The organism is Marinobacter sp., assembly GCF_052094685.1.
GTDB lineage: Bacteria > Pseudomonadota > Gammaproteobacteria > Pseudomonadales > Oleiphilaceae > Marinobacter.
Genome location: NZ_JBQDKB010000060.1, coordinates 1 through 21,991 on the forward strand (window position 1 = coordinate 1; position 21,991 = coordinate 21,991).

15 protein-coding genes and 1 pseudogene are annotated in these 21,991 nt (G+C 52.8%); 15 read left to right on the forward strand and 1 reads right to left on the reverse strand.

Annotated elements, in window-relative coordinates; all coding sequences use genetic code 11:
- Positions 1 to 171: 171 nt before the first annotated feature.
- Positions 172 to 1,290 (forward strand): S-(hydroxymethyl)glutathione dehydrogenase/class III alcohol dehydrogenase, encoded by a 1,119-nt coding sequence (locus ACTH3S_RS12430; RefSeq protein WP_292273758.1) that lies wholly within the window; start codon positions 172 to 174, stop codon positions 1,288 to 1,290.
- A gap of 198 nt (positions 1,291 to 1,488) precedes the next feature.
- Positions 1,489 to 1,887 (forward strand): annotated as a pseudogene (locus ACTH3S_RS12435) (alpha/beta hydrolase-fold protein); the annotation flags it as partial.
- A gap of 42 nt (positions 1,888 to 1,929) precedes the next feature.
- On the opposite strand, the gene ACTH3S_RS12440 reads toward ACTH3S_RS12435, so the two are convergent.
- Complete coding sequence (locus ACTH3S_RS12440) at positions 1,930 to 2,985, reverse strand: AraC family transcriptional regulator (protein WP_441809328.1); 1,056 nt, start codon at positions 2,983 to 2,985, stop codon at positions 1,930 to 1,932.
- 146 nt (positions 2,986 to 3,131) lie between these two features.
- Here ACTH3S_RS12440 and ACTH3S_RS12445 point away from each other — a divergent pair, with 146 nt between their 5' ends.
- From ACTH3S_RS12445 to ACTH3S_RS12505, 13 genes are all read left to right on the forward strand, one after another.
- Positions 3,132 to 5,201 carry an oxidoreductase gene (locus ACTH3S_RS12445; protein WP_441809329.1) on the forward strand — a complete coding sequence of 690 codons (2,070 nt, stop codon included), beginning with the start codon at positions 3,132 to 3,134 and terminating at the stop codon, positions 5,199 to 5,201.
- A 115-nt stretch (positions 5,202 to 5,316) separates the two neighbouring features.
- Complete coding sequence (locus ACTH3S_RS12450) at positions 5,317 to 6,552, forward strand: DNA repair protein (protein ID WP_441809330.1); 1,236 nt, start codon at positions 5,317 to 5,319, stop codon at positions 6,550 to 6,552.
- Positions 6,553 to 6,677: 125 nt separating this feature from the next.
- Positions 6,678 to 7,562 (forward strand): NAD(+) kinase, encoded by an 885-nt coding sequence (locus ACTH3S_RS12455; RefSeq protein WP_441809331.1) that lies wholly within the window; start codon positions 6,678 to 6,680, stop codon positions 7,560 to 7,562.
- 2 nt (positions 7,563 to 7,564) lie between these two features.
- Positions 7,565 to 8,584, forward strand: coding sequence for a metallophosphoesterase (locus tag ACTH3S_RS12460; RefSeq protein ID WP_441809332.1), 1,020 nt, complete (start codon positions 7,565 to 7,567; stop codon positions 8,582 to 8,584).
- A gap of 45 nt (positions 8,585 to 8,629) precedes the next feature.
- The gene (locus tag ACTH3S_RS12465) at positions 8,630 to 9,493 is read left to right on the forward strand and encodes a rhomboid family intramembrane serine protease (protein WP_441809333.1); all 864 of its coding nucleotides are present in this window, start codon (positions 8,630 to 8,632) and stop codon (positions 9,491 to 9,493) included.
- A gap of 167 nt (positions 9,494 to 9,660) precedes the next feature.
- Positions 9,661 to 9,954 (forward strand): YeaC family protein, encoded by a 294-nt coding sequence (locus ACTH3S_RS12470; protein WP_441809334.1) that lies wholly within the window; start codon positions 9,661 to 9,663, stop codon positions 9,952 to 9,954.
- Complete coding sequence (locus ACTH3S_RS12475; protein WP_441809335.1) at positions 9,951 to 10,790, forward strand: DUF2797 domain-containing protein; 840 nt, start codon at positions 9,951 to 9,953, stop codon at positions 10,788 to 10,790. The genes ACTH3S_RS12470 and ACTH3S_RS12475 overlap by 4 nt, the downstream gene beginning before the upstream one ends.
- Positions 10,791 to 10,873: 83 nt before the next feature.
- On the forward strand, positions 10,874 to 13,522 hold the full coding sequence (pepN, locus tag ACTH3S_RS12480; protein ID WP_441809336.1) for an aminopeptidase N: 2,649 nt from the start codon (positions 10,874 to 10,876) through the stop codon (positions 13,520 to 13,522).
- A 179-nt stretch (positions 13,523 to 13,701) separates the two neighbouring features.
- A complete protein-coding gene (locus tag ACTH3S_RS12485) occupies positions 13,702 to 15,090 on the forward strand; it encodes a DUF1329 domain-containing protein (protein WP_441809337.1) in 1,389 nt (462 codons plus the stop codon).
- Between the two features lie 76 nt (positions 15,091 to 15,166).
- On the forward strand, positions 15,167 to 16,315 hold the full coding sequence (locus ACTH3S_RS12490; RefSeq protein WP_441809338.1) for a WD40/YVTN/BNR-like repeat-containing protein: 1,149 nt from the start codon (positions 15,167 to 15,169) through the stop codon (positions 16,313 to 16,315).
- Between the two features lie 46 nt (positions 16,316 to 16,361).
- Positions 16,362 to 18,746, forward strand: a complete 2,385-nt coding sequence (locus ACTH3S_RS12495; RefSeq protein ID WP_441809339.1) for an efflux RND transporter permease subunit — start codon at positions 16,362 to 16,364, stop codon at positions 18,744 to 18,746.
- Positions 18,747 to 18,931: 185 nt separating this feature from the next.
- Positions 18,932 to 19,915, forward strand: a complete 984-nt coding sequence (locus ACTH3S_RS12500; RefSeq protein ID WP_441809340.1) for a TAXI family TRAP transporter solute-binding subunit — start codon at positions 18,932 to 18,934, stop codon at positions 19,913 to 19,915.
- Between the two features lie 86 nt (positions 19,916 to 20,001).
- Positions 20,002 to 21,991, forward strand: a 1,990-nt coding sequence (locus tag ACTH3S_RS12505) for a TRAP transporter permease (protein WP_441809341.1), incomplete at its 3' end; no start/stop codon positions are given.

Sequence of the window (21,991 nt, forward strand, 5' to 3'; positions counted from 1 at the left end):
AAGTCCGACAGGCTGCTAGACCAAAAAACCTTTACCATTGTTACTCAGTGGTAAAGGTGAATTGACATAGTATGGAATTATCACGCCAGAAGAAATGAATACAATGTCTCCATCACCATAGCGGAACCCTCCGCTAGAGCCATACAACGACTGGAGAGCCATATGACTCAGATAATCAAATCCAAAGCAGCCATTGCCTGGGGCCCGAATCAACCTCTGTCCATTGAAGAAGTGGATGTTATGCCACCACAGGCTGGTGAAGTGCGAATTCGAGTTGTTGCCAGCGGTGTATGCCATACCGACGCCTTTACGTTGTCTGGTGATGACCCTGAAGGCATCTTCCCGGTGATTCTGGGTCATGAAGGTGGCGGTATTGTGGAGTCTGTAGGTGAAGGTGTAACCAGCCTTCAGGTAGGCGATCACGTTATTCCTCTGTATACCCCTGAGTGCGGCGAATGCAAATTCTGTACATCTGGCAAAACCAACCTGTGCGGGAAAATTCGGGAAACTCAGGGTAAAGGCCTGATGCCAGACGGCACCAGCCGTTTCTCCAAGAACGGCCAGCCAATTTTTCATTACATGGGCTGCTCAACCTTCTCCGAGTACACAGTATTGCCGGAAATCTCTCTGGCAAAGGTCAATAAAGAAGCACCGCTAGAAGAAGTGTGCTTGCTCGGCTGTGGCGTTACCACTGGCATGGGTGCGGTTATGAACACCGCCAAGGTAGAAGAGGGCGCCACTGTGGCCATCTTCGGTATGGGCGGCATCGGCCTGTCTGCGATCATTGGTGCCACTATGGCCAAGGCCAGCCGTATCATTGCTATCGACATTAACGAGAGCAAGTTCGAATTGGCCCGTAAGCTGGGTGCCACTGATTGCATCAACCCGAACGACTACGACAAACCGATTCAGGAGGTGATTGTTGAACTGACTGATGGCGGTGTGGATTACTCTTTCGAATGTATTGGCAACGTCAACGTAATGCGTTCCGCCTTGGAGTGCTGTCACAAAGGTTGGGGTGAGTCGGTGGTTATTGGGGTAGCCGGTGCTGGTCAGGAAATTTCTACTCGTCCTTTCCAGCTGGTAACCGGTCGAGTCTGGAAAGGCTCGGCATTTGGTGGCGTGAAGGGGCGTTCCGAGTTGCCTGGCATCGTGGACCGTTATATGCAGGGTGAGTTTAAGCTTAATGATTTCATTACTCACACAATGGGCCTGGAAAAGATCAACGAAGCGTTCGACTTGATGCACGAAGGCAAGAGTATTCGCTCCGTTATTCACTTCGACAAATAATCAAGATAGCCGCCTGCTTATTGGGCAGGCGGCCTTTTTTTGAGAGATATTCCATGAATATTGAAAACCTGAGCTGTAACAAGAGCTTTGATGGTTGGCACAAGCAGTACAGCCATTTCTCGGAAACGCTGAATTGCACCATGCGTTTTGCTATTTATCTGCCGCCGCAGGCCTCAAATGGCGACAAAGTGCCAGCCTTCCATGGGCGGGCACGGTGCTCTGGTTTTGGCGCTGCGCAATCCGGAGCGCTATCGCTCTGTATCGGCCTTCAGCCCAATCACCAACCCGGTTAATTGCCCTTGGGGCAAGAAGGCCTTCGGTGCATATTTAGGTAAAGACACTGCTAGCTGGGCTGATTACGACGCCAGCATGCTGATGCGTAAGGCCCGCGCCTTTGTGCCGGCACTGGTAGATCAAGGCGACGCCGACAATTTTCTGGCGGAGCAGCTTAAGCCGGAAATTCTGGAAGCAGCGGCAAAGCACAGCGGCTACCCGCTGGCGCTGAACCGGCGGGAAGGCTTTGATCACAGCTATTTTTTTATTGCCAGCTTCATCGAACAGCACCTGCGCTTTCACGCTGAGCATTTGTTTAGGTAATGCGGAGCGCCTTTGAGGCGGCCCTGTAACCCATGGTCGCGCTTATTTGATCATCTCGCGAAACTGCTTCCGGTGCTCTCCTGGGCTAAGTCCAAACCAGCGCCGGTAAGCTTTGTGCATTGCGGCAGGGTTGGAAAAGCCGAGGAGCCAGGCTATTTCGGATAACGAGGTCTCAGTTTCCCGGATATAATCCCTTGCCAGTTGTTTTCTGGTGTCATCCATCAGTTTCCTGAAGCTGGTGTTCTCTGTGGATAGCTGGCGTTGAAGAGTCCAGGGTGTAGCGCCCAGTTTCGACGCAATTGTTTCAAGGCTTGGGGTTTCTCCCCGGAACAGAGGTGTAAGCAGGCTTTTTACCCGATCGCCTGTTGTCCAGCCCCGCTGAATCTCCCGCATTTCTGAATCACAAAGCAGCACCAATTTCTCGTGCATGGCCGGTTGTGCTTGCATGGACTCCTGATTCCATATGTCCTGCCGGACCGTTACGCTGTTCGCCGCTGCCCCAAACTGAACCGGGCAACGAAACCAGGCTTCAAACAGCTCGTCCATGCCTGTGGATGGGTATTCAATGGTTACTTTTTCCAGCACATCCCATTGCCCACTCACCGTGCGCAGGAACTGAGTCCAGGCGCCCAGCACCGAGTCCACAACAAAACAGTTGAACGAGTTATAGGGGCGGATGGAATAAAATTGCAGGCGCTTTTTTTCTGGCTCTGTTTTTGGCGTTCCCCGACTGTTTCGGCTGGTCAATAACGAATAGCGGATAAGCGTTTGTATGGCGGCCCCGGCAGTGCTGGCGCATTCGCCCGCAAGGCCTGCAATGCCAGCATCCACTGGCCGCGACAAGGCGCCCATGCGTAAGCCCAGTGCGGCGTTGCCGCAGGATTCAATGGCTGCGTGGCCCAGCCGCATAAAGCGTGGAATGCTGATTCGCGCGGCGGGTGATGTGAGGGTTTGTTCGTTGAGCTGAAAGCGGTGTGTCAGGTCCTGTACGTTTACGCCTTCCGCTTCGGCCGCTCTGAGCAGGGCGCAGACATAGAGAACGCTGATGTCGCCAAGCGAATTGCGGCCAGGTAGGGGGTAAAGATTGGCTGGATCCATAGTGATTCGCTTTAAGCTGTAATTTGAAGATAATAGAATGTTATTCAGGGATATTGTTGAAGGCAACCCGCATCGGTAATTTAGACGTCATTAAAAGGAGCGGGGCGATTAAGATCTCGCCAATGATCATTATGCGGAGACCAATTATGACTACTAACGCGACACCAGGCCTGGCCAAATATCCGAATTTGCTCGAGCCAATGGATCTAGGGTTCACCAAGCTGCGTAATCGCACGTTGATGGGATCCATGCATACCGGGCTGGAAGAGGCTAAAAACGGTTTCGAGCGACTGGCTGAGTTTTATGCTGAGCGTGCTCGTGGCGGCGTTGGCCTTATCGTAACTGGCGGTATTGCACCCAACACCGAAGGCGCTGTGTTTCAGGGCGCGGCCAAAATGACCACCGACGACGAAGTCGAGAAGCACAAGGTGATCACCGGTGCCGTACATAAGGCCGACGGCAAGATCTGTATGCAGATTCTTCACGCGGGTCGTTATGCGTTTTCTCCGGCTTTGGTAGGCCCGTCTGCTATTCAAGCGCCGATCAACCCGTTCAAGCCCAAAGAGCTGGATGAAGCGGGTATTGAGAAGCAGATAGAAGACTACGCCGTGTGTTCTGAGTTGGCGCAAAAGGCCGGCTACGATGGCGTTGAGATTATGGGCTCTGAAGGCTACTTCATTAACCAGTTTATTGTATCTCATGCCAACCAGCGCACAGACCAGTGGGGCGGCAGCTATGAAAACCGCATTCGTCTACCCATCGAAATCGTGCGCCGTACCCGTGAGCGGGTAGGTAAGAACTTTATTCTGATTTATCGCCTTTCCATGCTGGATCTCATTGAGAACGGCAGCACTTGGGAAGAAGTGGTGCAGCTAGCGAAGGAAATCGAAAAAGCAGGCGCCACCATCATCAATACCGGGATTGGCTGGCACGAAGCACGCGTGCCTACCATTGCCACGTCTGTGCCCCGTGGTGCGTTCACAAAGGTGACCAAGCGCTTAAAAGACGAAGTGAGCATTCCCCTGGTCACCACCAACCGAATCAACATGCCAGGCATTGCCGAAAAGATTCTGGCAGAAGGCGATGCGGATATGGTGTCTATGGCTAGGCCATTCCTGGCGGACGCGGATCTTGTGCAAAAAGCGGCAGAAGATCGCGCTGATGAAATTAACACCTGCATTGGCTGTAACCAAGCGTGTCTGGATCATACCTTCAGTGGCAAACTGACCACTTGCTTGGTGAACCCTCGCGCCTGTAACGAAACCTTGCTTACCTACGTGAAAACGGCAGCGCCTAAGTCGATTGCTGTGGTGGGTGCTGGGCCTGCTGGGCTGGCGTTTGCATCGGTGGCAGCGGAGCGTGGCCATAAGGTGACATTGTTTGATGATGGCAAAGAAGTGGGTGGCCAGTTCAACGTTGCCAAGCGTATTCCCGGTAAAGAAGAGTTTTATGAAACCCTGCGTTACTACCGTGTGATGCTTGATAAGCACGGGGTTGATGTTCAGCTCGAAACCCGTGTAACCGCTGAAGATTTGAAGACCGGTAACTTTGATGAAGTAGTACTGGCAACCGGTGTTAGCCCGCGTACTCCTGACATCGAAGGTATTGATCACCCGAAAGTCATCGGCTATCTCGATGCCCTGCTGGAGCGCAAACCTGTAGGCCAGAAAGTGGCTGTGATCGGCGCTGGCGGTATCGGGTTCGATGTGTCTGAATTCATCGTGCATAAGGGGGCTTCCCCCGCGCTGGATACGGATCACTTTATGCGAGAGTGGGGCGTGGATCTCACGGTTGAGCATCGTGGTGGTATCAAGGGTATGACGCCGGAAGTTCCGGAACCTGCCCGTGAGGTTTTCCTGCTACAGCGCAAAGCGACGAAAGTTGGTAAAAACCTGGGCAAAACCACCGGGTGGATTCACAGAACCTCACTGAAAAACCGTAAGGTGCAGATGGTGCCGGGCGTTGCTTATCGAAAAATTGACGATGAGGGGCTGCATATTACCATGACACCCAAGGGTGCAGAGCAGGGTGAGGATCAGATCCTGCCGGTGGATACTATTATTTTGTGTGCTGGACAAGAGCCTTTGCGTGAGCTCCAGGCAGGGCTTGAAGCGGCTGGGCTGCCTGTGCACCTGATCGGCGGTTCGGATGTGGCCGCAGAACTGGATGCCAAGCGTGCTATCGATCAGGGCTGCCGACTGGCTGCCGGTATTTAATTAAAATGGCTTGATCACAAAACGTTGCAGTTTTTCTCTGCGCACCGGAGACTCTCTGGCTAGACTATAAACTTTGGGTCTGCCAGAGAGTTTTTTGGATGTTAGGGAGTCTGCAATGATATCTGCTGGCCAGGCATCAGGCGATTATTCGGCGGTGTTCTTTATAGAAGGCAACCAAGTGGTCCGCGAGATGCGTGCCAGCGAGTTTGGGGCCTTCCTTGATGGCTACGTCGGGTTGTCGGATCTTGCCGAAACCGATGTGAAAGCTGTACTGGTAGATCTGAGTAGTGATCTTCTTGTGCGCGCGCTCGTGTTTTTCCGAATCTGGTTTGATGAGGAAGGTAGGGCCGATAGCAGCTGGAACGTGCCTATTGAAAAGCTTGCTGCCCATGGGGCGAAGGGGCCGGATATGGGCGGCGGCGCTATTAGGCTTGTCTGTCGTAGTCTGTGCCCAGAACCCCAGTACGCCTCTGAGTTGTGGGATCCGGATATGACCCCGGGCAACAACCATTTCCAAGCTGTCCGCAAAGCTGTAAACGCCAACACGCTCAAGTTCCTCCGTGTTCAGCCTGAAGAGGAAGATAATATCCCTGTACTTCGTGCCGGGAGCGAAGATTCCGCAGAGGCTGAAGAAACCCGCATTGGCGCTGATCGTGCGCGCTTGGCTCAGTTGATTCGCGAGCAGCGCCTGCGTATTAAGACTCTGCAGAGCGTCCATCGGGATATGCTGTCTGAAGTGCAGCGCGAGCACCGGTTTGAGATCAAAGCTGTGCGCAACGAAACCGCAGATATCGAGCAGAAATATGAGCGACAGCGCCTCAGCAACGAACAGCTCAAGTACCGCTTGTCAGAGCGTAATCAGCAGTACCTCACTATGCAGGAACAGATGGCTACCGGTGGCCGCGATGACGCCAATGCGAGTGCGGAGTTGGTATTGCTCAGAGAACAGCTGGATCGCAAACAGCGCGAGCTAGCCCGCCGGGATGAGAAGATTGTTGTCCTCGAGCAAGAGGTGTATGAGCTTAAGGATAGAGAGCCACCAGAGAATACAGTGATGAGCCATTTAAAAGCCCAGTCTGTTTTTCTCATTGGTTATCACCCAGGCGTTGGCCATTTGACCCTGCCTTATGGTGACATTGAAACGTATTTCCGCAACCCTACGGCCTTCGCGGCAGAGCGCTGCGGCATGAACGAGCCAGCGTACCTTCAATGGCTTGAGCATTATGAGAGCCCGGTGTGCCAGCACCCTCTTGAGAGCGGAGACCCCTGTGGCGAGCCGTTGCTACGAGCAAGTCAGCCAGGAGATTTCCAGCCCGGTCTCGACGACCGCTGCGAGAATCATCGGCTGTAAAAATGAGAGGCCCTTCAGAACTTTTTTCAGTATCGGGGTGACTTTCGTTAAACTGTAGGCCAGATTGATATGGGCGTTAGCGGGCTCGTCTGCTTTCGTCGTGTTCCGACACCACAGGAAACTTCATGGAACAATTTAGAAACATAGGCGTTATCGGTCGGATGGGCAGTGTTAAAGTGGTTGAATCACTGCGCCAGCTCAAACAATACCTGGTCGCCAACCACTACCACGTTGTTCTTGAGGAAGACACAGCCAGCATGTTGCCTGGGCACGGCTTGCAGGTGGCTAGCAAGAAACTCCTCGGTGAGATCTGTGATCTGGTTATTGTAGTGGGCGGTGATGGCAGCCTGCTTGGCGCAGCCCGCGAACTGGCAAAATCCAAAATTCCGTTGCTCGGTGTAAACCGCGGTAGGCTGGGGTTTCTAACCGATATTTCGCCCTCTGATCTTGAAGAGCGCTTGGGTAAGGTGCTGGAAGGCGAATACATCGAGGAAACACGGTTTCTGCTCGACGGCAATGTTGAGCGCAATGGGCAGCCGCTGGGCTTCGGTACAGCTCTGAACGATGTGGTACTGCACCCGGGTAAATCTACCCGCATGATCGGCTTTGATTTGTATGTTGATGGCCACTTTGTTTATAGCCAGCGTTCGGACGGCCTAATCGTGTCCACCCCTACAGGCTCTACCGCCTACTCGCTTTCTGCGGGGGGGCCAATAATGCACCCGAAACTTGATGCCATTGTGCTGGTGCCTATGTTTCCTCACATGCTTAGTAGCCGCCCAATCGTGGTGGATGGAAAAAGTGAGATTAAGCTGGTTATCGGGGAAACCAATGAAACCTATCCTCAGATCAGTTTCGATGGCCAGATGAATATTGCCTGCGCACCGGGTGATATTATTCGCATCGCCAAAAAGCCTTTCAAAATCCGGCTGATTCACCCCACAGACCATAATTTCTATGCCACTTGCCGTAACAAACTTGGCTGGGCAAGCGAAATAGCAGCGAGTTGATCATGGCCGGAACGAATCCTACTGCAAGTCGTGGTTACGACCTTATTGGTGATATACACGGCTGCGCGAATACGTTGGCACGACTGCTGGAGCAAATGGGTTACAGCAAGGTGAATGGGGTGTATCAGCATCGCAGCCGGCAGGTGATATTCATCGGGGATATCATTGATCGTGGCCCCAGAATCCGTGAAGCCCTTCACCTGGTGAGGAATATGGTTGAGCGGGGCTCCGCCCGCATCGTGATGGGTAATCATGAGTATAACGCCCTGGGTTATTGCACTCGAGCCAGAGCTGGCAGCGGCAAAACGTGGCTACGTGAACATAATTCCCGTCACGACCGGCTGATCCGAGACACTCTTGAGCAGTTTGAAGCCTATCCCCATGAGTGGAACGACTTCCTTGATTGGTTTTATACCATTCCGCTGTTTATCGATGACAAGGATTTCCGTGCGGTGCATGCATGCTGGGACAGCGAACTGATTGAGAAATTCAAGCAAGCGCAGGGCGGTGCCTGCATTGATGAGGACTTCCTTCATGCCTCTGCGGCCATCGATTCTTTCGCTGGGCAAGTCATGGATACGCTGTTGCGGGGCACAGACTTGCGACTTCCCCAGGGCATGGCCATCACAGGGCGGGATGGCTACGTCCGAGAATTTTTCCGCACCAAATTCTGGGCAGACAACCCGCGCACCTATGCAGACGTTGTGTTCCAGCCAGATCCTTTGCCGCCTGAGGTTGCGGGCCGGGCTCTCACGGAAGCCGAACGCAAGCAGTTGATTCGTTATCCGTTGGACGCACCTCCGGTGTTTGTCGGCCATTACTGGATGGAAAGCGAACCAGCGCCGCTGAGATCCAACGTTGCCTGTATTGATTTCAGTGCTGTGAAATACGGCCGGCTGGTGGCGTACCGAATGGACGGTGAAAAGGCACTTTCCCGGGATAAGTTTGTCTGGGTTAATGTGGCGCGGGATCACTACGATTCCCCGGATTACCCTATCAGTGAAGACAGCGTTGCCCGCTAGGGTGCGCAACCTTCAGCCTGAATACTCTGTGAGGCAAGTTAGATTGTGTACCGTGTAAAACAGTTGGATACCAATATAAACCTTGGTGGCTTTAGCCAATGGTTGAAAGGCCGAGGTGTTCCTCACAGAATCAGTGAGGAGGGCGAATCCCAAGTGTTATGGCTGGAAAACCCCGACCACGCCGAGCCTGTTCTTGAGGCGCTGGATCGATTCTTGGCAGAGCCCGACATTCGGCAGGCTGTCGAGCAGCAAAATCGCTCGCCAGTTTTTGTCGCGGGGCGCTGGCAACCTTCCCCGCGTCATGCTCCCCTTGTGCTGGGTATAATTATTCTCGGCGTATTGATGGCTTGGTTGACTGGCCTGGGCAGCAATCCGTTTACCGGCAACCTGTTTATTGTGGACCCGCGTGCTTATGGTGTTGGCACCATGGCAGAGCGCTTTGATTCGCTCCTTGCCACCCTCGCCAGTGGTCAGGTTTGGCGCCTGTTTACGCCGGATTTCCTGCACTTTAGCTGGATGCATATTATTTTTAATTCGGTGATGCTGTGGTTTTTGGGCAGCCAGATTGAATGGTTTGACGGCCGTGGCAGACTGGTTCTGCTTTTCGTCATAACCAGTCTTTTTTCTAATGGGCTGCAATATATGGTTTCCGGCCCCTTTTTTGGCGGCCTTTCGGGGGTTGTTTATGGCATTCTTGGTTATTGTTGGCTTAGCCAGCGGGCACACCCTCGGTTCCAATTTCCCCCGGCGCTCGTAACCTTTGCGGTGGTGTGGATGGTGATCGGTTTTACACCCTTGCCAGAAATGCTCGGCCTGGGGCGCATGGCAAACGAAGCGCATTTGGGTGGATTTGTTGCAGGCTTGGCGTTGGCAGCCATTTTGCCTGTCCGTAAAAAGCAGCAAGCATAAAAAAACCCCACCAAAAGGTGGGGTATAAAAGAAGCAGAATATGCTCCTGATGAGAGAGACCAAACGACACGACCGTCGTCATTTGGTAGAGCAATGATAATCATTATCGTTTATGCCTGTCAAACGATTCCGCTACATTTTTATGAAGGTTTTTTCAGGAGAACCGGATGACCTACGAAGAACTTATCGAACGGCTTGACCCCAACGTATACCAGAGCCTGCGTCAGTCCATCGAGCTCGGCAAGTGGCCGGATGGACGAAAGCTTTCGCAGCAACAGCGTGAGATCAGTCTGGAAGCCATTATCCATTATGAAAACCTGCACAATATTCCGGAGCAGGAGCGGGTTGGTTATCTCGATCGAGGCAGTAAGGCGGGTACTGAGTGCGATCCTTCAGTGCGTCGCAGCCAGTCAGGCAGCAATGATGTTGATCCCAACCAGTTTGTTGAGGTTAAGTCTTGAGCGATCTTGCGGATGTAACTGGCCGGCTGAGAAAAATGCCGGCAGATGCAGGCGAACCTGTGTCTTATGTTTTGGCTGTGGGTGATGCCAGAGTGCCGTTGAACGAGCTTATCGGCAAACCCTTGCGTTTCGATTTTGAGGGTGTGATCCGCTGCATTAACTGCGACCGGATAACCAAAAAGAGCTTTAGCCAAGGGTTCTGTTACCCCTGTTTTCGTAAGCTGGCAGCGTGTGATACGTGCATCATGAGCCCTGAGAAGTGCCATTATCATTTGGGCACCTGCCGCGAGCCGGAGTGGGGCGAGACCCATTGCATGATCGAGCATGTGGTTTACCTGGCCAATTCCTCCGGCTTGAAAGTAGGCATTACCCGGGGCTCTCAGGTGCCCACGCGCTGGATAGATCAGGGCGCGGTTGATGCGATTCCCATGTTTAAAGTGGCGACCCGGTATCTGTCTGGATTGGTTGAAGTGGCCTGTAAAGCGCATGTTGCGGATCGCACTAACTGGCGAGCCATGCTTAAGGGCGATGTGCCCGAACTGGATCTCGCCCAAGAGCGCCAGCGGATACTGGCGTTGATCGCAGCCGACATTGCCGCCCTGCGTGAAGAGCACGGCCCAGACTCCATTCGTGAAGTGGATGAACAGGGGCTTGGCTTGAGCTACCCGGTGCAAGTTTGGCCGGAGAAAATCAAAACCCACAATCTGGACAAAACGCCAGAAGTGGAAGGGGTTCTTGAGGGTATTAAAGGCCAGTACCTGATCCTCGATACCGGCGTGATCAATATTCGCAAGTTCACCGGTTATGAAGTCCGTTTCCGGGTAATGGATGCTTAACGCTGCCATTATCCGTTCGTCCTGATAACGCCTGCCTGGCCCACCCCGGGCCAGTTGCACGCTAAGAAATTTGGAGACAATCAATGCGCACCAATCAGCCAAAAACCATCCGCCTGAGCGAATACAAAGTGCCCGCATACCTGGTGGGCACGGTCGATCTTCGCTTCGAACTCTTTGATGATGGCGCAAGGGTGCACAGCACGCTGGCGGTGCGTCGGAATCCGGAATCTGCCGAAGTGTCTGCGCCGCTAGCGCTGGATGGAGATAGCCTGAAGTTGGAGCGCGTTGCGGTGAATGGCGAGGGGCTTTCCTCGGGCGCCTATGAAGAAACCGGCGAGCAGTTGGTCATTGCCGAGGTGCCGGCTGAGTTTGAATTGGTGATCGTGACCTGGATTGAGCCTCAGAATAATACCCGCCTTGAGGGACTGTATAAATCGTCCGGTATGTTCTGTACCCAGTGTGAGGCGGAAGGCTTCCGTTGTATTACCTACTTCCCGGATCGGCCGGATGTAATGGCGCGTTACCGTACCCGTATTGAGGCTGACAAGGGCGCCTGCCCGGTGTTGCTGTCTAACGGTAACCCTGTAGAACAGGGCGACCTGGAATACGGTCGCCATTTTGTTACCTGGGAAGATCCATTTCCCAAACCCAGTTACCTGTTTGCTCTGGTGGCGGGTGATCTGGTCGAAAAACAGGACGCCTTTACCACATGCTCAGGCCGGGACATTGATTTGCGCATCTATGTTGAGCCCCGCAATGCGGAGAAAACTCAGCATGCCATGGACTCTCTCAAGCGCTCCATGCGTTGGGATGAAGAAACCTACGGCCGCGAATACGATCTCGACATCTTTATGATCGTGGCCGTTGACGATTTCAACATGGGGGCCATGGAGAATAAGGGGCTGAATATCTTCAACTCGTCTTGCGTGCTGGCCAGCCAGGAGACGGCAACCGATCTCGCGTTTCAGCGAATTGAATCCATTGTTGCTCACGAGTACTTCCATAACTGGTCAGGTAATCGAGTAACCTGCCGTGATTGGTTTCAGCTGAGCCTGAAGGAAGGCTTTACGGTATTCCGCGATGCCGCTTTCTCGGCAGATATGGGCTCGCCCACCGTCAAGCGGATCGAAGATGTAACTCTGCTGAGAACTGCCCAGTTTGCGGAAGATGCCGGCCCTATGGCGCACCCGGTACGACCGACGTCTTACATGGAAATTACCAACTTCTACACCCTGACCATTTACGAGAAAGGTGAAGAGGTCGTTCGCATGATTCATACATTGCTTGGCCCGGAGCTGTTCCGCAAAGGCAGCGATTTGTACTTTGAACGCCACGACGGCCAGGCCGTCACCACCGACGATTTTGTAAAAGCGATGGAAGATGCCTCCGGCCGGGATCTCACGCAGTTCCGGTTATGGTATGAGCAAGCAGGCACGCCCGTGCTGAAGGTGTCGGATGACTATGATAACGAACAGGGTATTTACCGCCTGACCGTTCAGCAGTCGATCCCCGATACGCCTGGCCAGACCGATAAAAGGCCGCAGCATATTCCCTTTGCTCTGGGGCTACTAGGGTCAGGTGGAGAAGCTTTGCCGCTCAGTCTTGAAAGCGATCAGGATGCCGCGAATGCGCCGGACGAGCGGGTGCTTGAATTAACGCAGGCCAGCCATACGTTTGAGTTTCACGGCCTTGTTCAGAAACCAGTACCTTCACTGTTGCGCCACTTTTCGGCGCCGGTTCGTGTGGTTTACCCTTGGAGCCGCGAGCAGTTAGTGTTTTTGATGAGCCACGACCCCGATGGCTTCAACCGTTGGGATGCGGGGCAGCGCCTTGCCGTGGATGTCATCCAATCACTGGTTGGTTCTTCTGATGGCAGTGAGATTGAGCCGCGCCTGGTCGAGGCATACCGCGCCTTGCTTGGTGATTCAACACTTGATCAGGCACTGGTGGCAAAAATGCTGCAGTTGCCCTCCGAAGCTTATCTGATTGAGCTGGCAGATAGCCCAGATGTCGCGGCCATTCACCGCGCCAGGGACCGGGTGCTAAACCAGATTGCAACGTCATTGCGTGAGGAGTTGGTCGAGTGCTATCACCGGAATTCGGATGTCGGAACCTATGAGGTTACCCCAGAATCCGTTGCCCGCAGAAGCCTGAGAAATACAGCGTTGGCCTGGTTACTGATGATCAATGATGAAACCGGCCGCGATCTGGCGCTTGCTCAGCTCGGCAACGCCGATAACATGACCGATCGCATGGGCGCACTGCGCGCCCTGGTAAACTCGGATTATGCGGCGGAGCGCAGCCAGGCGCTGACCGACTTTTATGAGCGGTTTCAGGATGACCCTCAGGTGGTGGAGCAGTGGTTCTCGGTGCAGGCATCAAGCGATCGTGCGGGTCAGCTTCCGCAGATTCATGCACTGCTGGGGCATCCTGCCTTCGATTGGAAAAATCCCAACAAAATACGTTCTGTGGTTGGTGTGTTCGCCGGTCAGAACTTGGCGGCTTTCCATAACCCGGACGGCTCCGGTTATGAGTTTCTGGCCGACCAGGTGTGTCGTTTAGATGACAGTAACCCGCAGATTGCGGCCCGCTTGGTGACACCACTTACGCGCTGGCAGAAATTTGCTCCAACCTACAGCTCACTGATGCAGTCTGCGTTGGAGCGTATTCGGGATAAGTCCGGCTTGTCTGCTGATCTGTACGAGGTGGTGCATAAGAGTCTCGAAGCCTGAGGGCAGGTAGGGGAGTTCCAGCTGTAATTTTATGCCCTGGTTACAGCTGGATACAAAATCGCACTTTCGGTCGATAGACAACTTTGATGGATCGGATAACCTGTCGGAAAGCCTGCTTTTCTATCAGGCAACAATAAAAAGCCTTTTTACAGGCTTTCAGTCGAATTCAGGGTTATATAATGAACTATAAAAAGAGTGCGATACTCGGGGGTTTGCTCGCCCTCTCGATAGCATCCTCTTCTTCCTGGGCCGGAGTATCTTCAAGTGAAGCTTCACGCCTCGGCCAGGATCTCACACCGTTCGGCTCGATCAAGGCCGGCAATAAGGCGGGTACAATTCAGGCTTGGACTGGGGGGTTAACAGAACCTCCTGCTGGTTATAAGGGGGCGGGGCAGCATCATATCAATCCGTTCCCGACCGACGAAGTATTGTTCACCATTAATGCGTCTAATAAGGATCAGTACGCCGAACACCTTTCTGATGGTGTTCTTGCAATGCTTGAAACCTACCCCACCAGTTTCCGTGTGCCGGTTTACAAATCCCGCCGTACACACGCAATACCTGGCTGGGTTGCGCAGAACACTAAGGAAAACGCGGTAGACGCAGAAGTTGTCGGTAAGGGCGAAGGCCTCAAGGGCGCGTTTGGTGGTTATCCTTTCCCGATCCTTCACGGAAATAACGAGCAAAAAGCCTGGCAGGTTATTTGGAACCATTTGACGCGCTGGCGCGGTGTTTCAGTCACCCGTCGCTCTAGCGAGGTTGCAGTACAGAGTGATGGCGACTATTCGCTGGTTACCTCCCAGCAGGAAGCCTTTTTCAACTTTTACAACCCTGAGGGTGATGAAAATGATCTGGATAACATCATTTTCTATTACCTCTCATTTACGCAATCGCCACCTCGCTTGGCAGGTGGCGCTATTCTGATTCATGAAACCCTGAACCAGATTGTTAATCCGAGAAATGGCTGGGGTTATAACGCAGGGCAGCGTCGCGTACGTCGTGCTCCAAACCTAGGTTACGATTCGCCTATTGCAGCTGCTGAAAACCTCCGCACGGCGGATGACACGGATATTTTTAACGGTGCGTTGGATCGTTATGACTGGAACTACGAGGGTTTGAGGGAAGTTTACATTCCTTACAACAACTATCGCATTGGTGAAAAAGGCACGCCTTATTCTGAAATACTCGGTATTTCTCACTTGAACCCAGATCTAACTCGTTGGGAGCTTCACCGGGTTCACGTGGTTGAGGCAACGTTGAAAAACGGTGAGCGCCATATTTACAAAAAGCGCCGTTTCTATGTAGATGCAGACAGCTGGAACACGGTTTTACTGGATCAGTATGATGGCCGTGGTGAGTTGTGGCGTGTGACCATGGGTATCGCCAAAAATTATTATGAACTTCCGGGTGTGTGGACGGTTCTTGACGTCTATCATGATTTACAGGCCCGCCGTTACCACGTACTTGGCTTAGATACAGAGGAATCTGGCACCCGGGTTTTTTCTGAAGATGTGCCGAATAAACGTTATTTTTCTCCGGCGTCCCTGCGCCGTAGGAGTGTCCGCTAAGGCGGGCTCGTTTTCGTTATTGCCGGCTCTGTCGGCCAGAGATATACAGTAAAAAACAACATAATAGGCAATCTGAATGGCTAGAAGGTTGACGTGCAAGACTTTGGGGGCAGCCTGCCTCGGGCTTTCCATGGCTTGGTTTGCGCCAGCGGCGTTTGCGCTTGCGGACATCATCGAAACTCCAGCCCGGCAAACCGACCTGGCTCCGACAAAACTCCTTAATGACGCAGTGCTTGCGGGTGATCGCATCGTGGCTGTCGGGGAGAGAGGGCACATCATTTACTCGGATGATGATGGGCAAACTTGGTTGCAGGGTGATGTTCCTGTGTCTGTGACGCTGACCGCTGTAGATTTTGGTACCGACACCCATGGCTGGGCCGTTGGGCACAGCGGTGTGGTGCTCCATACCGAGGATGCTGGCGAGAGTTGGAGCCTTCAGTTAACTGGCGTTGATGCCAGCGAGCTGGCTATCGCAAGTAAGGAAGAGCAGATTGCTGCGATGGAAGAGGACATTGAAGAGGCGCCTGAATCGGAGAAAGGTGATTTGGAATGGGCGCTGGACGATCTGGTTTTTACCATGGAAAACATGCAGTCAGATCTAGATATTGGCCCCGTAAACCCTTTGCTGGGTGTTTGGTTTGAGAATGACCAGCACGGATTCGTAGTGGGTGCTTACGGCATGATCCTGCGCACAGAAGACGGTGGTGAGACGTGGAACGACTGGGCACCGAAGATTGAAAATGCCCAGAACTTCCACCTCAACAGTATTGCCCATATAACGGGCGGCGCGCTTGCTATTGTTGGTGAAGCGGGGCAGATCCACGTTTCTGTGAATGATGGTGATACTTGGGAACGACGGGAAAGTCCGTACCAGGGGTCTCTGTTCGGGGTGATTGGAACGGGCCAAGTTAACGAAATTTTGGCTTTTGGGCTGCGTGGCAATATGCTGTTTTCCACAGATTTAGGAAAGAACTGGCGCATGGTTCCAAACAGTGCAGGCGCGACGCTCAACGATGGGGTAGTGGCTGACGACGGCCGGATAACTCTGGTGGGGAATGGCGGCACAGTGCTTATGAGCGGCAATGGTGCAGATTCATTCCGTGAGCACTTTCGCAGCGATCGGGCTGGCATTATGAGTGTGGTTCCGGTTTCAGGCACCAACCTTCTTATCGTGGGTGAAAGCGGCGTAAAAGTTACCGACGCGCGCGGAAAGAACCTTCAATAACGCCCTGATGTGGCAACAACTGAAAAATAATAGAGGGGCTTTTTGAATGTCCAACCCGAACCATGACAAGGGTGAGCACTACCTGACAACGCCTAAGGCGGAGCCGTTTCTGGAACGCCTGATTTTCAACAACCGGGCCGTGATACTTATCGGTTTTCTGTTGTTGACGGTGTTTTTGGGCTACAACGCCATCAAAATCCAGCCAGACGCCAGTTTCGAGCGAATGATCCCGCTTGAGCATCCTTATGTTATCAACATGCTGGATCATCGGAACGACTTGGAAAACCTTGGCAACTTTGTGCGTATTGCCGTGGAGACCAAAAAAGGTGACATTTTTACTGCGGAGTATATGGAGACTCTGAAGCAGATCACCGACGAGGCTTTTTATCTTGATGGTGTTGATCGCTCGGGTCTGAAAACCCTATGGACATCAAACGTTCGATGGGTAGAAGTAACAGAGCAGGGCTTTCAGGGTGGCACGGTCATTCCCGATGGCTACGATGGCTCGCCGGCAAGTTTGGAGCGGCTGCGCCAGAACATACTTCGTTCTAACGAAGTAGGGCGGCTGGTTTCGGACAATTTTAAGTCCACAATTGTGTATGCCCCGCTGTACGAAAAGAACCCGGAAACGGGCGAGCCGTTGGATTACGCTACGTTTTCCCGACAGCTCGAAGAAAAAATTCGGGATAAATACAAAGACCAGAACCCCAATATCGACATTCATATTGTCGGCTTTGCCAAAAAAGTCGGTGACCTGATTGAAGGTATTGGCTCCATTGCCTGGTTCGCGGGCATTACGATCCTACTGACCACCTTGTTGCTGTTCTGGTACTCCCGATGCATCACCGGCACACTTGTACCTGTATTTACGTCGATTGTTGCGGTGTTTTTGCAGCTCGGCGCCCTCAGGCTTCTGGGCTACGGCTTGGATCCCTACTCGGTACTTGTGCCTTTCCTGGTTTTTGCCATTGGCATTAGCCACGGTGTTCAGATTGTAAACGCCATGGCGGTCGAAGCGGGCAAAGGCTTCGATGCGGTAACTGCTGCTCGGCTGGCATTCCGTGCTCTCTATATTCCGGGCATGTTGGCATTGATTTCCGATGCCTTCGGTTTCCTTACACTGTTCTTTATCGAGATCGACGTTATCCGCGATCTGGCCATAGCGGCCGGCTTGGGCGTGGCTTTCGTTATCCTCACCAACCTGGTGCTGCATGTACTGATTATGTCCTACCTCGGCATTTCCAAAGGTGGTGTTCGTCACGTACAAAATCAGGGCGAAAAGCAGGATCGAAAGTGGCGCTTGATGTCCTACTTCTCCCACCCGGGAGTTGCACCGATTTCGCTGCTTATTGCAGTAATTGGTCTAGGGCTTGGTCTTTATTACAAGCAGGATTTGAAGGTAGGGGATCTAGACCAAGGGGCGCCTGAGCTTCGTGCCGACTCCCGTTATAACCTGGACAACGCGTATATCATCGATAACTACTCCACCAGTGCGGATGTATTGGTTGTGATGGTTAAGACGCCGGTAGAGCAATGTACCCAGTACAACGTTCTCCGGGCCATGGATTCATTGCAGTGGGAATTGCAGAATACGCCAGGCGTTCAGTCCTCTGCTTCGCTTGCCGATGTGTCCAAGATCGTGACCAAGGCGCTGAACGAAGGCAACTGGAAGTGGTATGAAATTTCCCGCAACCAGACCATCATTAACGCTTCTATTCGTGAGGCGCCATCTGGCCTTATCAATACCAACTGCAGCCTGACGCCGGTTCTGGTGTTCCTTGAAGATCACAAAGCGGAAACGCTGGAAACTGTGGTTGAGAGGGTTGAAGTATTTGCAAAGGCGAATAGCGACGAAGAGCACACTTTCTTGCTAGCGGCTGGTAACGCAGGTGTGGAAGCGGCAACTAACGAAGTTATTGCCAATGCGAAGGATATGATGCTTATCCTGGTGTATAGCGTGGTGAGCCTGCTGTGCTTTGCAACCTTCCGCTCCATTAGGGCTGTGCTGTGTATTGTGGTTCCGCTAGGCCTTACCTCAATTCTATGTGAGGCGATCATGGCGGTGTCTGGTATCGGTATTAAGGTGGCCACCCTGCCTGTGATAGCGCTTGGTGTGGGCATTGGTGTCGACTACGGTATCTATATTTACAGCAAGTTGGAGCATTACCTGCTCGAAGGCAAAACACTTCAGGATGCCTACTTTGAGACTCTGCGCTCCACCGGTAAGGCTGTTATGTTTACCGGCGTAACGCTGGGGCTTGGTGTGGTCACTTGGATCTTCTCGCCAATCAAGTTCCAGGCGGATATGGGCTTCCTGCTGTTCTTTATGTTCCTGTGGAATATGATCGGAGCCATCTGGCTGTTGCCGGCGCTTGCGCGGTTCCTGTTGCGGCCTGACCAGATGATCGCCAAGGCTCGCGCAGGAAAATAGAATCTGCTGCCAAGCACAAAAAGGCCCGCCTTGCGGGCTTTTTTGTTGTTTGCTCAACTGGTTAGCGAGCTAATCCATACTTTATTTATGGTGTGAAGTGGTCTATGTTCTATAACGAGCGCGATGCTTGCCCGCGAGCTCAGTCGGGCAGTTGATAACAACGATCAAAATAAGGAAAAATTCACATGACACTGAAACTTAAAGCCTCCGCATTCGCTGTAGCAGCAGCCTTCAGCTTAGGTGTGGCCTCAACGGCTGTTTCCGCGCAGGAACAGCGCTTTGTAACCATCGGAACCGGTGGCGTAACCGGCGTTTATTATCCGGCCGGTGGTGCTATTTGCCGCTTGGTAAATATGGATCGGAAAGAGCACGGAATTCGCTGTTCTGTTGAGAGCACCGGTGGTTCTGTTTACAACCTGAACGCCATTCGCCAGAACGAGTTGGATCTGGCAGTTGCGCAATCCGACTGGCAGTACCACGCATACAACGGCACCAGTCAGTTCAAAGATGACGGCCCCAACAAAAATCTGCGTGCGGTATTCTCGCTACACCCAGAACCGTTTACCGTTGTAGCCAGCAAGGGCTCGGGCATCAAGAACTTTGAAGACCTCGCCGGCAAACGGGTCTCCGTGGGCAACCCGGGTTCTGGTCAGCGTGCGACAGCCGAAGTGCTAATGGATGAAATGGGCTGGACCATGGATAAGTTTGCCCTAGCGGCCGAACTTAAGGCTGCGGAGCAGTCCCAGGCACTGTGCGATGGCAACATTGATGCGTTTTTCTACACCGTGGGCCACCCATCTGGTGCCATCAAAGAAGCGACTACTTCCTGTGACAGCGTTCTGGTAAATGTGGATAACGAATCAGCCAAAAAGCTGATTGATGACAACCCTTATTACCGTAAGGCCGTTATTCCAGGCGGCATGTACCGTGGTTCCGATGAAGACGTAACCACTTTTGGTGTGGCAGCGACGTTTGTATCTTCTACCGACGTGCCAAACGAAGTAGTGTACGAAGTGGTTAAAGCGGTGTTTGAAAACTTTGACAGCTTCAAGCGTTTGCACCCAGCCTTCGCTAACCTGAAGAAAGAAGAGATGGTGTCTGATGCCTTGAGTGCGCCACTGCACCCGGGTGCTGCTAAGTACTACAAAGAAGCTGGCCTAATCGATTAATTCGGTTTCCAGCGATTAGAGTAGCTGCGGGCGCTTTTGCCCGCAGCTTCAATTTATCTACTGCTTCCCTCTGACAGGACTCTGCTATGACCAATAGCGACCCGAGCGCCGACGATCGTATCGATAAGCAGAAGGTTGAGGAGTTTCTTCAGACCGAATCCGGTGGAAGGGCTGCAACCGGATCTGCTGCGATCATTCTTTTTTCTGTTCCTTTGCTCTGGTCTCTTTTCCAGCTTTGGATAGCATCTCCATTACCGTACATTTTTGAATTTGGCGTGTTTAACTCTTCAGAGACGCGCTCGATTCACCTTGCGTTTGCTTCATTTTTGGCGTTTGCCGCGTTTCCGATGATTCGGGGTAAGAACGCGAATACCGTGCCTGTTTATGACTGGATTTTGGCGCTCGCTGCGGCATTTACGGCTTCGTATCTATATGTTTTTTATGATCAGCTAGCGACACGGCCGGGTTCACCTAATACTCAGGACCTTATTGTCGCAATGGCCGGGCTGATATTGCTTCTCGAAGCAACCCGCCGTGCACTGGGCTTGCCTTTAACGATTGTTGCGGGTGTATTCATTATTTACTCCCTAGCTGGCCCCTACATGCCCGATGTGATTTCCCACAAAGGGGCAAGCCTGAATAAATTAGCCTCGCACCAGTGGCTTGGTACCGAGGGGGTTTTCGGCGTTGCACTGGGCGTATCGACCAGTTTTGTGTTTCTGTTTGTATTGTTTGGCGCTTTGCTTGAGCGTGCTGGTGCCGGGAATTACTTCATCAAAGTGGCATACGCCATGCTCGGCCACATGCGTGGCGGCCCGGCCAAAGCGGCCGTTGTTGCCAGCGGCCTTAGCGGCATTATTTCCGGCTCTTCCATCGCCAACGTGGTTACCACAGGCACTTTCACCATTCCATTGATGAAACGGGTCGGTTTTCCGGCCACCAAAGCCGGTGCAGTGGAAGTGGCTGCTTCGACCAATGGTCAGCTGACGCCGCCGATCATGGGCGCGGCAGCGTTTTTGATGGTCGAATACGTGGGGATTTCCTATCTGGAAGTAATTAAGCACGCCATCCTGCCGGCGATGATCTCCTATGTGGCGCTGATCTACATTGTTCATTTGGAAGCCTGCAAAATGAACATGAAGGGTGTCGAACGGTTGAATAAGCCTACTCTGGCCCAGCGTATGCTTGTATGGGTGATGATGCTTCTAGGTTTGAGCGTGGTCACCTTTGCGGTGTATTACGGCGTGGGCTGGATGAAAGACGTGTTCGGCAGCGCTGCCATGTGGGTGCTTACGCCGCTGTTGCTGGCAGCCTATGTTGGGCTTGTCGGTTATGGGTCGCGTTTCCCTGATTTAGAAGAAGACGGCCCGGATTCAATCATGAACGAGCTGCCGCCGGTTGGCCCAACAGTAAAAACCGGTCTCTATTTCTTGTTGCCAGTGGTCGTGCTTGTTTGGTGCCTAACAGTGGAGCGCTTCTCGCCCCAGTTGTCGGCGTTCTGGGCTACAGTGTTCATGGTGTTCATCATTCTTACCCAGCGCCCTTTAAAAGCGTTTTTCAAAGACCGGGGCAATTACCTGAACGGCCTTAAACAAGGAGGGTTAGATCTAACCTATTCATTGGTTACTGGCGCACGGAATATGGTTGGTATTGGTGTGGCTACGGCTACTGCAGGCATTGTAGTGGGTACCGTTACCCTCACCGGCATCGGTCTGGTGATGACTCAGTTCGTGGAATTCATCTCTGGCGGTAATCTGCTGTTGATGCTGGGCTTTACCGCTATTATCAGTCTGGTTCTTGGTATGGGCCTGCCCACCACGGCCAACTATATTGTGGTGTCGACCCTGATGGCGCCGGTAATTGTCAGCCTGGGCGCGGAGAATGGCTTGTTGGTGCCGTTAATCGCGGTGCATCTGTTTGTGTTCTACTTCGGCATCCTTGCGGATGACACGCCACCGGTAGGCTTGGCGGCCTACGCCGCGGCGGCGATTTCGGGGGCTGATCCGATACGAACAGGTGTACAGGGCTTCACCTACGACATTCGAACCGCCATTTTGCCATTCATGTTCATCTTCA